Raw genomic sequence first — 14,158 nt, 5'->3', positions numbered from 1 at the left:
TCAGGTTTTTGGCCGAAGGTTGGAGCCTGCATGTTTAAAAGCATGTAATTAATCAGTGAATGGCAATTCGTTACTTTGCAGGAGTGTTATTAAATGGATTTTTTCAGGTTAACGTTTAACCGGAATTGCTTCTTTTGGGCGATATTCTGGTTTCTGGTGGAAGTCGCTATTGCCCGTTATATCCATGATCAGCTTATTCGGCCTTTTATTGGCGATGTGCTGGTGATCGTATTGCTGTTTTATATCGCCAGAACCTTTCTGGCCTTGCGTGATCGTACGCTGGTTATTGGTGCGCTGTTGTTTGCTTATGCCATCGAAGCTGGCCAGTACTTTCATCTGGTGTCACTGCTGGGGCTGGAGCATTACCGGCTGGCGCGCATCGTCATTGGCTCCACCTTTGATGTGATGGATTTGCTGGCCTACACCCTCGGCGGGGTGTTGATTCTGCTGGTGCGAAGCGGCAGGGCAACGGACCACTGATGGCGTTGCCCCGCACAGTTCTATGAAGCCCGGCCGTTGAATTACGACGCGGCGCGCATGGCTTCCTTGTACTGCAGAATATCCTGCTGGCTTTTGATCATCTTGGTCAGCAGTTCATTCATCTGGTTTTTCAGCGGATGATCATTGACGGCGTGAATGGCTTTCTGCATTTCCACCAGCGTGCGTTCTTCCGCTTCTTCCAGTTGTTCAACCAGCACGTAATTGCTTTTGGCCGGATCGAGAAAGGCGACTTTCAGATCGGCGTACCACTCGGTCAATTTGCCTTCCAGCGTGTGCTTGTGTTTCAGCGGTTTACCCATGCGCTTTTCGTATTCCGGGGACAACACGTTTTCTACTTCTTCGCGCACGGTGGCCTGATCGAGAAAAAGAGCGCGTAAATCTCGCTCTGTCACTTCCTTGGCCGCATGGGTATAGAACCGTTTGCCGTCTTCGCAGGCGGCGACAAAGCGTGAAATAGCCTGGGCATCGTTCTCAGTAAGGGTTTTGTCTAGCATGATGAGTCTCTCCTGACGTATCTCCCGCGCGGGAGTCATGGACTGTCACTATGGTTATCGACTGCCACTGGCTTCCTGCCACCAGATCACGGCTTATCCTCCCGATATTGCCGTCCAGCTATGTCTACATGTAGCCCTGTAAACAGACTTTTTACAGGGGCGCGATGATGGCGCTGGAAGAGACTTTCTAATCCCAGCGATTACCTGCCTGTCGCGCGTCATCCCCGTCCGTTGCCAGAGTGGCTCTGTCGTTATTTCGAACTTGTGAACTCAATCTCAGGCAGATACTACGCCTGTGCCGATGCCAGACGATGATCTGGATCAGGCCGGATAAACCTCAACACTGCACCGATAAGCCTCTGGGGGTGCTTTGCAAAATGGCATCCCGACGCCATCAGACTAATCTGAGACAAATGATGTCGTCCGATCACCGCCGAGAAGTGCGTGAGCACGTTCCAGGTCGCAGGAGCACATTAATGGATACCAAGGCGCCCTCCCTCCACGCTGATACCCATAAGGTCTTCAACGTGGCCAGTCATCTGACTGACTACAACCTTTACACCAGTGATCATGCGCTGCAGCAGGCGGTCAGTGCGCTGGCAGCGCGACCGGATCATCATCAGCTGAAACTGTTCGGCGCCGAGTCGGGTTCAGCGACCATGATCAGCCATGGCTTTCTCGCCAATGAGCACAGGCCGGTATTTCACAGCCATGACCGCTTTGGCCACCGGGTCGATCAGGTGGAGTATCACCCGTCCTATCATGCGCTGATGCAGCAGGCGATCAGCCATGAGCTGCATGCACTGCCGTGGAAGCACGCAACCGCGGGGGCGCATATTCAGCGCGCCGCGATGATCTATATGCAGGCACAGGTGGACGCGGGCCATGGCTGCCCGATCACTATGACCTTCGCGTCAGTGCCCGTACTCCGGCAGCAGCCGTTTATCGCCCAGCACTGGCTGCCGAAGATACTGTCGAGTCAGTACGATCCGCGTGATCTGCCGCTGGCCAGTAAGCAGGGCGCCACCATTGGCATGGCTATGACGGAAAAGCAGGGCGGCTCCGATGTGCGCGCCAACACCACGCATGCGGTACCGGTGTACGGCGGCTATGAGCTGGTGGGGCACAAGTTCTTTATGTCGGCACCGATGTGCGATGGCTTTCTGGTGCTGGCGCAAACCGGCTCGGGGTTGTCCTGCTTTCTGGTGCCGCGCTGGCGCCCGGACGGCAGTAAGAACCAGCTCTTTATTCAGCGTCTGAAAAACAAGATGGGTAATGTCTCCAACGCGTCCAGCGAGGTGGAGTTTCGCGGTGCTTTTGGCTGGCTGGTGGGCGAAGAGGGCAGAGGGGTCAATACCATTCTGGAGATGGTCGCCCTGACCCGCTTTGACTGCGCGACGGCGTCTGCAGGCGGGATGCGTCAGGCGGTCGTGCAGGCACTGCACCACTGCGGGCAGCGCATGGCCTTTGGAGCGCTGCTGATCAAACAGCCGCTGATGCAGAATGTGCTGGCCGACCTGCTGATCGAGAGCGAAGCGGCCATGCTGCTGGCCATGCGACTGGCACAGGTGCTGGAGCAGAGTCGTGATGCTGCCGAGGCCCGCGCGCTGTTTCGTATCGGCACCGCCATTGGCAAGTTCTGGAACTGCAAGCAGGTGGCGGCCCATGCGGTGGAAGCTATGGAATGTATCGGTGGCAGTGGCGTGATGGAGGATTCCATCATGCCGCGTCTGTATCGCGAGGCTCCGGTTAACGCCATCTGGGAAGGCAGCGGCAATGTGCAGTGCCTTGACGTGCTACGCACCATGCAGAAAGCGCCGGAAGCGCTGGAGGCATTGCTAGACGAGCTGCGCCTGACCGAGGGGATGGACCCTCACTATGATGAAGCCCTGACCCGTCTGCATGCACAGCTGCAGCATCAGGATAATCTGCCCTACCGGGCGCGGATGCTGGTGGAGCAGATGGCGCGTTTGTGGCAGGCCAGCCTGCTGCTTCGCTATGGCGACAAGAGTGTGACCGAAGGCTATCTGCTGTCACGCCTGAATGGCGAATGCCATACCCAGTACGGCACCTTGCCGGAAGGGGTGGACGTGCAGGCCATTATTCAGCGTGGCAAGGTGTAGGGGCGTGCTCACGATCTGCTGTGCGTCTGTGCAGGTCTCTGGTTTGACATCGACGAAGTGAGCAGCCATAGTTTTGGCCCTGTCGAAACAGGGTCCGGCTGCACGATACCGGGCTGTTTCGGTCAGCTGAACTACTTTGCTCAAGCATACAAGGACGCTGTAGCGACCAATGACTGGTCGTTGTCTTTCAACGGAAAGAAAGGAAAGTACACGTGTCTACGTCCCTCGCTCAATCCCCCAATCTATTGCGTGCCCCCAAAGTCGTTGCCATCGCTCAGGACAAATACCTGAAGCCGACCTATCCCTTCCCCGATACCTATGAACTGCCTGCAGGCTATGTGCCGCGCTATGGTCAGGACATCACCTATGGCTTCAAGGGCACGGTAACAACCCCGTCCATGTGTCTGCCCGGCAATGCTGTTTCCGGTGGACGTACCGTGGGCGTCAAGGAAAGTGATCTGATCCCTCAGGTGCGGGAACTGCTGGATGAGTTTGCCAGCAATGATCAGTCGGGCATGGCCAGACGACTGGTGGAAGACTTCCTCACCGGGAAGGATTCAGTGCGTATCTTTGCCGATGCGGCGCTCAACACCGCGCTGTCGCGGCATAGCAATATCAGCTATTTCTGCGACGCGGCGGTATCGGCCCCCAATTCGGCCCATCGCTCAGCCGGCAAGGTGCGCATTCATCAGGCGCTGAAAAGCGCCGGATGGGACATCAACCAGATGAAAACCCTGACGGATCTGGCGGTGCCTGCTGTCAATCTCGGCAACAAGGTGCTCGGCACAGGCGATTTCGGTAACGGGCTGGGGCTGATGATCAACGGCTTCCAGTATGCCTACGTGATCGCCACGGATTACCGCGTATCGACCGATGAGCAGCGCTATCAGATGAAGCTCAAGTACGTCTTTTATGATGTATTCGGGCTGGACGACGATGATCTGGTCGAGTTCGGCGCCTCCAGCAGTTACAACATTTCCGATGCGGCCAGAGGCATTACTGCCTGGTGGCAGCTGCAGCATCAGTTCGGCTATGCGCCGCTGGTGACACGGGGTGTGGTTGAGCGCACGGTCGTCGCGCCCACCAGTTGACAGATAACGCTGCCTGACACTTTTTGGTATGGAGTAACAATGATGAAAATCGCCTCTGCATTGTCTTATGCCCTGAGCCTGCTGGTGCTTCTGCTGCTGGCCTTTGGCTACAGCCAGTACGCCTATTTCACCGGCGGCCCGGATGGCTATGTGAGCGATTACGCCGCCGCAGTACGTAGCCTCTACTACTACTTTGCGGTACCTGGCCTGCTGCTGATGGGATACAGCCTGATGCTGGGGCGGACCGCCAGGCACAAACCCGTGGCCCTGCGCCTGCTCGCTGCGGTGCTGGTCTGTGCGGCGCTGGTGCTGGCCTTTGCCATGCTGGACAGCCAGTATTACGGTGCACTCGATCACGGTCAGGGTGGCTGACGGCAACGCACGGGTAAGGTGCACAGGTTAACGCCGCTGGGTAAACAAAAACGGGCTGGTGCCAACGCACCAGCCCGTTTCTGTTTTTGACGCTGGTGTTATTGCAGGGTTGCCATATCCACCACGAAGCGATATTTCACATCGCCTTTCTCCAGCCGCGCAAAGGCTTCGTTGATCTGCCCTGCACGCTGGCATTTCTTGTGTTCCGGCCATGCTCGGAAGCGCGGAACTCAGGTTTTACGCAGGCTGGAGGGCACTACGCCTTTCATCTGACGGAAGCGGTTGGTGAAATGGCTGGATGAACTGAAGCCGCACTGCTGGGCAATATCGGTCAGCGGCAGGCTGGAATGACGGAGTAATTGCTCGGCGCGCAGAAGACGCTGTTGCATGACGTACTGGTGCGGGGCCATGCCCTGACTCTGCTTGAACATGCGGGCAAAGTGGTACTCGCTGAGATGGGTCTGTTCGGCCAGCTCTGCCAGTTGCAGTGGCTGATCAAGGTGAGCATCGATATAGGCTTTGACCCGTGACAGCTGATAGGGCGACAGGCCGCCACGGCTGTGCAGCGGCTGCCACTGAAACTGGGTGTAGTGACGCACAATATGGGTGAGCAGCAGGGATGCGGCACTGCTCAGGGTCATGCGGTCGGCCTGATCGTGCCAGTGGCTGGCCAGCAGAAAGTGGCGATACAGCGCGGCAATCTGCGGGTCATCGGCAAAGATATGTTCATCGACGCTCAAGGCTGCCGGGCTTTTATCCCAGGTTTTTTCGGCAATATCGCGCAGATGGGCATCAGTGAAGTAGAAGTGCACAAACGACAGGGCTTCACGGATATGCCAGGTGGAAGCATAGCCCCGGGGCATCAGGCACATGCGGTCAGGCGCGCCGCCATTGCGCCAGCCGTGAGGGGTTTTCAGGTAAGACTCATAACCATCGGCCACATAGAGGCTGAGGGTGTGATGGTTGGCTTCATCGACCACGACCAGATCGTCATGGTTGGTCCATGAGGCGAGGCCGACACCGTTATCCAGATGTGTGGTGTCGATCAACTGTGTCTTGTGCTGCTGCAGGTTCTGGAAAACCTGATAGGTGTTGGACACGGTGCTGCTCCGGTGTCGTTCCGCGTTCTGAAACCGTACGAAAGGCCATGGTAAACGCCCGACCCGGCAGCGCCAAGACAGCAGGTCGGCGGGCAGCAAAAAAAGCGCAAGAATATGCAATTGCAGCGCAAGCAGCGGCAAGTAACGGCGGGTTATGGCAGCCGATAATGGCCCTCCAAAAACGCTGTTATCAGGATTGCACTATGAACGCCTTGCTTTATGCCATCACGGTGTTGATCTGGGGGACGACCTGGATCGCGATTGCCATGCAGACCGGAGACGTGCCTGCGCCGGTATCGGTGTTCTATCGTTTTGTGCTGGCGGCGACGGTGCTGCTCTGCGTACTTGGTCTGAGCGGTCGGCTGAAACGCATTGGTGGCCGTGATCATCTGTTCTGCATCCTGCAGGGGATGTGCGTGTTCTGCTTCAACTTCTACTGCTTTTACAGTGCCAACCGCTATATCAACAGCGGTCTGGAGTCGGTGCTGTTCTCCATGGCGATCCTGTTCAATGCCATCAACGGGGTGATTTTTTTCAGGCAGCGCATCACCGGCAAGCTGATGCTGGCCAACAGCCTAGGCATTATCGGTGTCGTCAGCCTGTTCTGGCGTGATCTGAACCCGGCACAGATGAATGCCGATGTACTGTTCGGTATCGGCCTGTGCCTGCTCGGCACCTATGGCTTCTCGCTCGGTAACATGATTACCGCCCGCCATCAGCGCAACGGGCTGGATCTGCTGTCGACCAACGCTTACGCCATGACCTACGGTGCCATCACCATGCTGGTGGTGATCATGGTTACCGGAGCACCTTTCCGCATCGATACCAGCCTCAGCTATCTGGGGGCGCTGGTGTATCTGGCGGTGTTTGGTTCAGTGGTGGCGTTCGGCACCTACTTCGCGCTGGTCGGTCGCATTGGCCCCGGGCAGGCGGCCTACGCCACTGTCATGTTCCCGCTGGTGGCGCTGACCATTTCCACCCTGTTTGAAGGCTATAGCTGGAGCTCCTCGGCCATTGTCGGTCTGCTGCTGATCCTGTCCGGTAATGCGGTGATGTTCTACAAGCCCAGAGCCAGAGTGGCGGTTGCTGTGGCGAGCAAACCCGCCTGATGGCTGAGTAGCGCGAGATCCTGATCTGCCCGCAGTCGGGAAAGCCACGCAAGCAGGATGCTTGTAGCGTCTCTTTGCCAACCCCAAGAACTGTGTCGTTGTCAGTTACTTGTCGTTGTCAGTCACTTGTTGTGGCCAGTCACTGACAACGCAGGTGCAGATCGTCGGACGGCCTGAAGTGTGGGTGTGGGCATGCGCTAGTCGGTCTACCTGACACGGGCAGAAGCAACGTCCACATTTATCGGATGAATAGTGATCAGAGTGGGTTTCAACAGCCTGACTCTGCAGGAGATGACGATGGCAAAGGTGATGGTGATTTATCACAGCGGTTACGGACATACCCAGAAGCAGGCCGAAGCGGTGTACGCCGGTGTCGGCTCGGTAGCGGGCATAGAGGCGGAACTGGTCGCGATCAGTGCGGAGGGCGATCTGCCTGAAGGCAGCTGGGAGAAGCTGGAGGGTGCCGATGCCATTGTGCTCGGATCGCCCACTTACATGGGCGGCCCTTCATGGCAATTCAAGAAATTTGCTGATGCCTCCAGCAAACCCTGGTTTGGTGGCCTGTGGAAGAACAAGCTGGCGGCAGGCTTCACTAACTCGGCTTCGATGAACGGCGATAAGCTGTCGACGCTGCACTACATGTTCACACTGGCCATGCAACACGGCATGGTCTGGGTGGGCACCGGCATGATGCCATCCAACACCAAGGCTGCCAGTCGCAATGACCTGAACTATATGGGCTCGTTCAGCGGCCTGATGGCGCAGTCTCCCGCGGACTCATCACCGGATGAAGGCCCGCTGCCGGGCGATCTGGAAACCGCCAGAGCCTTTGGTGTGCGGGTTAGCGAAACCGCGTTGCGTTGGGTAGGCTGACAGATACTGTAAGCTGAACATACAGCCGATCGAGAGCAGATTCCTGATGAGCTTTGCCGGGTTACTCGACAAAGCTCATCCGATTCGGTTGAAACTCACCGTGTTCCACTATCCGGATACAGGCGTCCACCACTCGTGGGTCCAGCTTGCTGCCGCTCATCTGTCTGATCTGGTTGAGGATGATGTCGGTGCCCAGTGCCGGGCGACAGGGGCGCTCCAATGACATCGATTCGATAATATCGGCCACCGCCGGAATACGTGCCTCCAGCAATATCTCATCACCTGCAAGTCCTCATCACCTACAGGCCCTCATAGCCTGTCATACCCTCATAGCCTGTCATGCCCCGGTTCTGGTGTTGCCGCGTATCCTGATGCTGTTAGCGTTTGGCTGCTGTCGTACAGGGCAAACTTGATGGTTTCCACCCAGAAGGTCTGACTCTCTTTTTGACAGGGTGCGCTCGGCCGGACGCCATGATCAGACGGTCATTGGCACGACAACGGGCCGCCAGCTCAGCAGGGAAAGAGTTCATGTCGGTGCGGCCGATTATTTGCTCCTTGCATAGACCGAAGTAGCAGCAACGTATGATCAGGAGGATTTTGTTGTCAGCCCTGAAGACAGGTTCTGAGGGGGGGAGCACCAGTGGCGGACAATAGACAAAAGTGCTCATGCTGCCCTACAGAACATAGGACTAACGCTATGTGCGCAAAGCCATCTCAGACAGGAGGGCGTTCCTGATCAGTCAGCACACTCGCCAGATCTGATGGAGTTGATGTAGCGAAATGTGCAGAGACAGAGGCAAGTCTTTATGCACTCTGGCGCCTTTGGTGAATTTGACTGCACATCACCGTCAGCTGTGGTTTAGGCCGGTTTTTGAATGGGACAGATTGGCGCCATTGGTGCCGTGAGGGAGAACATTTACCTGTTGGAGACCTCTACACTGGTTGTCATCAGCGTTACATAAGACCAGACGTTTGCTCTGGCAGTATGGCCTGGAAGCTTGTATCTGGTTGAACAGGATCGTGTGGTCAGTCGTCCGCTGCTGATCGAGGCAGGGAAGGTTGCTACGCGTGCGGATAAGGTGACCGTAACCCATGAAATGGCATAACGCCCGGGGATTGATGACCAAAGCCGTCGGTCTGAGCTTTTGTATCGGCCTGTTGCTCAGCACATTGTTGGTGCTTGAGGTCCGGGAGAATAACGCTGAGCGTCTGGCGCGTGCTGTTGATCAGCTAGGCTCGAACGTTGTCGAGCAAGTACTGGAGCGGATACATCTGTATGAGTACGGCCTCAGTGCCACGCGCAGCATCGTGCTGACTACTGGCGAAACGGGCCTGAACCGTGAGCTTTATCATCGCTATATCGGGACGCGTGACTTTGCCGGGGAGTTTCCCGGTGCCCGCGGATTCGGCGTGATTCGCCGGGTGTCTGCTGACACGCTGGATGAGTTTACTGCTCAGGCCCGGCAGGACAGCTGGCCTGACTTTCGTATTCACGAATTGTCAGCTAATGCGGATACCCGCTATGTCATTCAGTATATCGAGCCGGTGCAACCCAACATTGAGGCCATCGGTCTTGACATCGCCTCTGAGCGCAACCGCAAGGCCGCGGCAGACAAGGCTCTGGTCACTGGCGAGGTGCAACTGACCGGGCCGATTACGCTGGTGCAGGCAACCGGCAGCCCGCTGCAGTCCTTTCTTATTCTGATGCCCATCTATCGTGATCCTGCTACTCCCGCCACTGAGGCGGAGCGCCTTTCCAGAGCCTGGGGCTGGAGCTATGCCCCGTTACTGATGACCGATGTGCTGGGTGGGCTGGGTATTGACCCTGAAAATCTGCACATGGAGCTGATTGATGTTACCGAGCCCGGTAAACCTGAACGGTTCTTCACTTCAGACGATCTCGACGTGGACGATACTCATGCATGGCATCAACAGCATGAAGTATTTGGTCGACAATGGGAGGTGCGGTTAAGTGTGCGGCCTGCCTTTATTGCCGGGCTGCATCTGCCGTCACCCTGGTCGGCCGGGTCTGTATCACTGGGGCTGAGTGCCTTGCTGTCTGCGTTACTGGGGGTGGTCAGTCTCAACCGCAAAAATCGTGAGCGGACCATCGAGGATCAGGCCCGCATGGCGGCCATTGTGGCCAACTCTGCCGATGCCATTATTGGCAAGACGCTGGAAGGTGTCGTCATGAGTTGGAACAGAGGGGCTGAGCTGATGTTTGGCTATGCCGCTCAGGAAGCGGTGGGTCACCCGCTGGTTGATCTGATTGTGCCCAAAGAGCGTCGTAAGGAAGAACAGGAAATCCTGAACACCATTGCTCAGGGCCGGATTGTGCCTAACTTTGAAACCCGACGTCAGCGTAAGGATGGCTCATTGGTGGATGTTTCCGTCACGGTCGCTCCCATAGCTGATGCCACCGGCAAGGTGGTAGGAGCGTCAAAAACTCTTCGCGATATCACCTCTCAGAAAGAAGCAGAACGCCGCATCCATGAGCTGAATGCCTGGCTGGAGCACGAAGTGGATGTTCGGACGGCGGAGTTGCAGGCCGCTCGTGATCAGCTGCTGATGGCGGCCAGTATTGCCCGGCTGGGTATCTGGTGCTGGTTCCCGGCAGGCAATCGCCTGGAGTGGAATAGCACGATGTTTGAGCTCTATGGTCAGCCATTGGCACTGAAGGAGCAGGGTCTGGGTTATCAGCATTGGCGCGAGCGCGTGCACCCGGATGATCTGGCGGAAACCGAAAGCAAACTGCAGTCAGCGTTGCAGGGGCAGGGGGATTTCGACGCTATCTTCAGGCTGCAGCTACCTTCGGGCGAAACTCGTTATATTCAGGCGGCTGCCTACATTGAACGGGATGACAACGGACAGCCTAGTAAGGTAACGGGGATCAATCGTGACATCACTGCCGAACGGGAGCTGGAAGGCTGGTTACGTCACGCCAAGGAGCAGGCGGATCAGGCCAGCTCGGCCAAATCCTCTTTCCTTGCCAATATGAGCCATGAAATCCGCACGCCGATGAATGCGGTACTCGGCATGCTGGAGCTGGTGCGCCAGACCGACATGACTGCCAAGCAACAGGACTATGTGAACAAGGCGCAGATTGCCGGTCGCTCCCTGCTGGGGCTGCTCAATGACATTCTGGATTACTCCAAGATCGGTGCGGGTAAGCTGGCGCTTGATCCCCAGCCTTTTGACCTTGAAACGCTGTTGCAGGAACTGGCCGTGGTACTGACTGGCCTTATGCATAAGCCCGATGTCGAACTGATGTTCGATATCGATCCTTACTTCCCGGCTACCATGATAGGCGACAGCCTGCGCCTGCAGCAGGTGCTGACCAATCTGGCCAGCAATGCGGTGAAGTTCACTGAACACGGGCAGGTGGTGATCCGGATACGCCACGAGATGACCGAGAGCCAGAGCCTGCGCTTGCTGGTGGAAGTGGAGGACAGCGGTATCGGCATCAGCCCTGAACAGCAGGAGCGCATCTTTGAAGGGTTCACTCAGGCTGAGGCGTCGATATCGCGGCGCTTTGGCGGCACCGGGCTGGGTCTGGTCATTGCCCGTCACCTGATTCAGATGATGGGCGGTAGGCTGCAGCTGGAAAGTGAGCTGGGCAAGGGCAGCCGCTTCTGGTTTGACGTTGAGCTGGCGGTCCCCGCAGGCACGCCGCTGGCGATGAACAAGCCCGCCACGGCGCGGCGGATTCTGCTGATCGAAGATAACGCCATCTCCCGACAGGTACTTGTCGTCATGCTTCGGCGTGTGGGCTGGCAGGTGACGGAAGCAGCCTGCGGTAATGACGGTGTGGCGCTGGCACGCCAGACGCTGGAGCAGGGCGGTGACTTTGATGCGGTGCTGCTCGACTGGCACCTCCCCGATCTGGATGGTGTCGCCGTCGGCCAAGCTTTGAACGCCTTGCCCTGGGCTGACAAAAAGCCACCCATTCTGATGATTACGGCTTATGGTCAGGAGCACCTGAATTCGGTGATGTCGCTGCCCAACAGTCCCTTTGTGGATTATCTGAGCAAGCCGGTGACCCCTCAGCAACTGGTCAGCAGCATTGATCAGGCGGTGAGTGGTGGCAAGGCCACGCCGCAACGCTCTGCTTTTGTGCGTAATCCCAGATTGACCGGGGTGCGTATCCTGATTGTTGAGGACAATGCCTTCAATCGTCAGGTGGCTGCTGAGCTGCTGATGAGCGAAGGGGCGGAGATCAGGCTGGCGATGGATGGACAGCAGGGTATTGAGGCGGTGCATGAGTATGCTGATCAGCTTGATGTTGTGCTGATGGATGTGCAGATGCCGAATGTCGATGGTCTGGAAGCAACTCGACAGCTACGGGCAGACGGTCGTTTTTCCAGGCTGCCTATTATTGCCATGACCGCCAACGCATCAGGTGCTGATCGCGAAGCCTGTCTGGTAGCGGGAATGAATGCACATCTGGGCAAACCTCTGGATATCGAGGCGATGGTCTCGACCATTGCTGCTTTTGTCGCTGAGCGTACCGCTAAACCGGTGACGGTTGAGAAGCCGGTCGAGCCACGGTTGATGGGGGGGGAAGAGTCCGATGACCCGATTCTGAGCCGGTTTGGTGGTATGGGCGATCTCTATCTCAGTCTGTTGCCCGGTTTTCGTCAGAACTCCGCTGAACTGTTGCAGAAGTTGCGCACCTATGTGACTGAGCAGCAGACGGACGATATCAAAGCGTTGCTGCATACCCTCAAAGGATCGTCCGGCACCATGGGCGCCATGCTGTTTTCGTCAAGAATGGCTGAGCTGGAACAGGAGTACAGGAGTAGGGAGGCAGGCTTCAGTCTGAGCATGGCAGCGATTGATCAGCTGCAGGATGAGCTGGAGCTGGAGCTGGAGCAGCTTCAGCAACTGGCAGCGCGTTACGTAACGCCGCAAGACATGGTGCAGACACAGCAGGAAGCGCAATGGAAAGAAGAGCAGGGGAACGACGAAGAGCAGTGGACAGCGGAAGAGTGGCGCATCCACCTGCGCTCACTCCTTGAGCTGCTTGATACCAGCAATATGCGGGCACTGGAGCAAATCGACATCTTTCCATTAGGGCAGATAACCGGACAGGAGTGCCGTATTCAGATTAACGAGGCGTTGCAACGGGTGCGCGATCTGGACTTTGCAGCTGCGAGCCGACTAATCCGCGTCGTGCTGGAGGTCATGTGATGCTTAATCATCTGCTGCACGTGCTGCCATTCTCGGTAGGTACGTTACGTCTGCTGATTGTCGATGACCAGCAGGTGAACATCCGCGTGCTGCATGAAATCTTCAAACAGGACTATGAAGTGCTGATGGCCATGAGCGGTGAGCAGGCCATTTCCATCTGCCGTGGGCAGCAACCTGACCTGATCCTGCTGGATGTGGTGATGCCCGGTATGAGCGGGCATGAGGTCTGTAAGGTACTGAAGGCCGACCCGGCCACCCGCAATATTCCCATTATCTTTGTCATCTCTCACAGCGAACCCGCCGAGGAAGCGCTGGGTTTTGATCTGGGCGCGGTGGATTTCATCACCAAACCCATCAATCCAGTAACGGTCAAGGCGCGAGTACGTACCCACCTGGAGCTGAAGCTGCAGCAGGATCTGCTGCGCTCCATTGCGCTGATCGACGGCCTGACCGGGGTCGCCAACCGCAGCAAGTTTGATGACGATCTGGCGCTGACATGGCGCCGCTGCCTGCGCGAGAACACCGCCATGTCGCTGCTGATTCTCGACGTGGACTACTTCAAGCTGTTTAACGATGCCTACGGTCATCCGGCCGGTGATAACTGCCTGCGGCAGGTGGCGCAGGCCATGAAAAAGCAACTGCGTCGGCCCAGTGATTTGGTGGCGCGCATCGGCGGAGAGGAGTTCGCCTGCATCCTGCCTTTTACCGATCAGGAAGGGGCCATCAACCGTGCTGAGGCGATGCTGGATGCAGTGCGTGAGCTGGGCATCATGCACCGAGACTCGGCTATCAGCGATACCGTCACGGTCAGTATCGGTACGGCAACGCTGGTGCCCAACGAAGCACTGAGTGCAGAACACCTGCTCAATTCTGCCGATCAGGCCCTGTACAAGGCCAAGCGACAGGGCCGCGATCAGCTGGTCAGCGTGATGCTCTGATGATGCCGGGTTGTCAGCGTGAGGTTTATTGTGTTCACCGGTATCTACCTCGGGAGCACTACGGCGTAGGGGGCTGGTGAGGTACGAACCGCACCGAGCTCCACAACTCCAGAAGCCCTCTCAATCAGCGAGACGATTGTGTTGCCTGCCACCGCGGTGCGTCATGCGTTCACCGGCACCCTTGTATCTCTTCTGGAGTTTCTGATTAGCTACCAGCGACTCCAAAGAGCTCGGTGAAGTGGACGGCACCCTGGGCACATGATGTCGTGACGTAGATTCACTCCCGAGCTCTTGTTCTCCCACATTGAATGGTATCCAAGCGCCTGAATTGTCAGTGACGCTGAATGGACAAGGGAAATGAGAGATG

At 57.0% G+C, this 14,158-nt stretch carries 11 protein-coding genes; 8 read left to right on the top strand and 3 right to left on the bottom strand.

Features of this window, described 5'->3' with window-relative positions:
- Positions 1 to 93 precede the first annotated feature (93 nt).
- Positions 94 to 480 (top strand): ribosomal maturation YjgA family protein, encoded by a 387-nt coding sequence (locus WH50_RS04365; RefSeq protein WP_110186213.1) that lies wholly within the window; start codon positions 94 to 96, stop codon positions 478 to 480.
- 41 nt (positions 481 to 521) lie between these two features.
- On the opposite strand, the gene WH50_RS04360 is transcribed toward WH50_RS04365, so the two are convergent.
- Positions 522 to 995 (bottom strand): DUF2383 domain-containing protein, encoded by a 474-nt coding sequence (locus WH50_RS04360; RefSeq protein WP_165838301.1) that lies wholly within the window; start codon positions 993 to 995, stop codon positions 522 to 524.
- A 476-nt stretch (positions 996 to 1,471) separates the two neighbouring features.
- Here WH50_RS04360 and WH50_RS04355 point away from each other — a divergent pair, with 476 nt between their 5' ends.
- The 3 genes from WH50_RS04355 to WH50_RS04345 all read left to right on the top strand — a co-directional run bounded on the left by WH50_RS04355 (position 1,472) and on the right by WH50_RS04345 (position 4,581).
- Positions 1,472 to 3,118, top strand: coding sequence for an acyl-CoA dehydrogenase family protein (locus WH50_RS04355; protein WP_110186211.1), 1,647 nt, complete (start codon positions 1,472 to 1,474; stop codon positions 3,116 to 3,118).
- A gap of 212 nt (positions 3,119 to 3,330) precedes the next feature.
- Positions 3,331 to 4,209, top strand: a complete 879-nt coding sequence (locus WH50_RS26565) for a hypothetical protein (protein WP_207780178.1) — start codon at positions 3,331 to 3,333, stop codon at positions 4,207 to 4,209.
- Positions 4,210 to 4,248: 39 nt separating this feature from the next.
- Positions 4,249 to 4,581 carry a hypothetical protein gene (locus tag WH50_RS04345; protein ID WP_110186210.1) on the top strand — a complete coding sequence of 111 codons (333 nt, stop codon included), beginning with the start codon at positions 4,249 to 4,251 and terminating at the stop codon, positions 4,579 to 4,581.
- Between the two features lie 230 nt (positions 4,582 to 4,811).
- Here the strand turns inward: WH50_RS04345 and WH50_RS04340 are convergent, their stop codons facing one another.
- Entirely contained in the window at positions 4,812 to 5,681 is an 870-nt protein-coding gene (locus tag WH50_RS04340; protein ID WP_110186228.1) for a helix-turn-helix domain-containing protein, read from the bottom strand.
- A gap of 203 nt (positions 5,682 to 5,884) precedes the next feature.
- Here WH50_RS04340 and WH50_RS04335 point away from each other — a divergent pair, with 203 nt between their 5' ends.
- On the top strand, positions 5,885 to 6,790 hold the full coding sequence (locus tag WH50_RS04335) for a DMT family transporter (RefSeq protein ID WP_110186209.1): 906 nt from the start codon (positions 5,885 to 5,887) through the stop codon (positions 6,788 to 6,790).
- 297 nt (positions 6,791 to 7,087) lie between these two features.
- On the top strand, positions 7,088 to 7,663 hold the full coding sequence (locus WH50_RS04330) for a flavodoxin family protein (protein WP_110186227.1): 576 nt from the start codon (positions 7,088 to 7,090) through the stop codon (positions 7,661 to 7,663).
- 61 nt (positions 7,664 to 7,724) lie between these two features.
- On the opposite strand, the gene WH50_RS04325 is transcribed toward WH50_RS04330, so the two are convergent.
- Positions 7,725 to 7,934: a hypothetical protein gene (locus WH50_RS04325; RefSeq protein WP_110186208.1), complete on the bottom strand. Its 210-nt coding sequence runs from the start codon at positions 7,932 to 7,934 to the stop codon at positions 7,725 to 7,727.
- Positions 7,935 to 8,755: 821 nt separating this feature from the next.
- On the opposite strand from WH50_RS04325, the gene WH50_RS04320 reads away from it, so the two are divergent.
- Positions 8,756 to 12,853: a CHASE domain-containing protein gene (locus WH50_RS04320; protein ID WP_110186207.1), complete on the top strand. Its 4,098-nt coding sequence runs from the start codon at positions 8,756 to 8,758 to the stop codon at positions 12,851 to 12,853.
- Positions 12,853 to 13,791, top strand: coding sequence for a diguanylate cyclase domain-containing protein (locus WH50_RS04315; RefSeq protein WP_207780176.1), 939 nt, complete (start codon positions 12,853 to 12,855; stop codon positions 13,789 to 13,791). Before WH50_RS04320 ends, WH50_RS04315 begins: the two co-directional genes overlap by 1 nt.
- The last annotated feature ends 367 nt before the right edge of the window (positions 13,792 to 14,158 follow it).

Origin of the sequence: Pokkaliibacter plantistimulans (genome assembly GCF_003194385.1) — a bacterium.
GTDB classification, from domain to species: Bacteria; Pseudomonadota; Gammaproteobacteria; order Pseudomonadales; family Balneatricaceae; genus Pokkaliibacter; species Pokkaliibacter plantistimulans.
The sequence above is the reverse complement of the archived record's forward strand: the minus strand, read 5'-3'. Positions and strand labels throughout refer to the sequence as shown.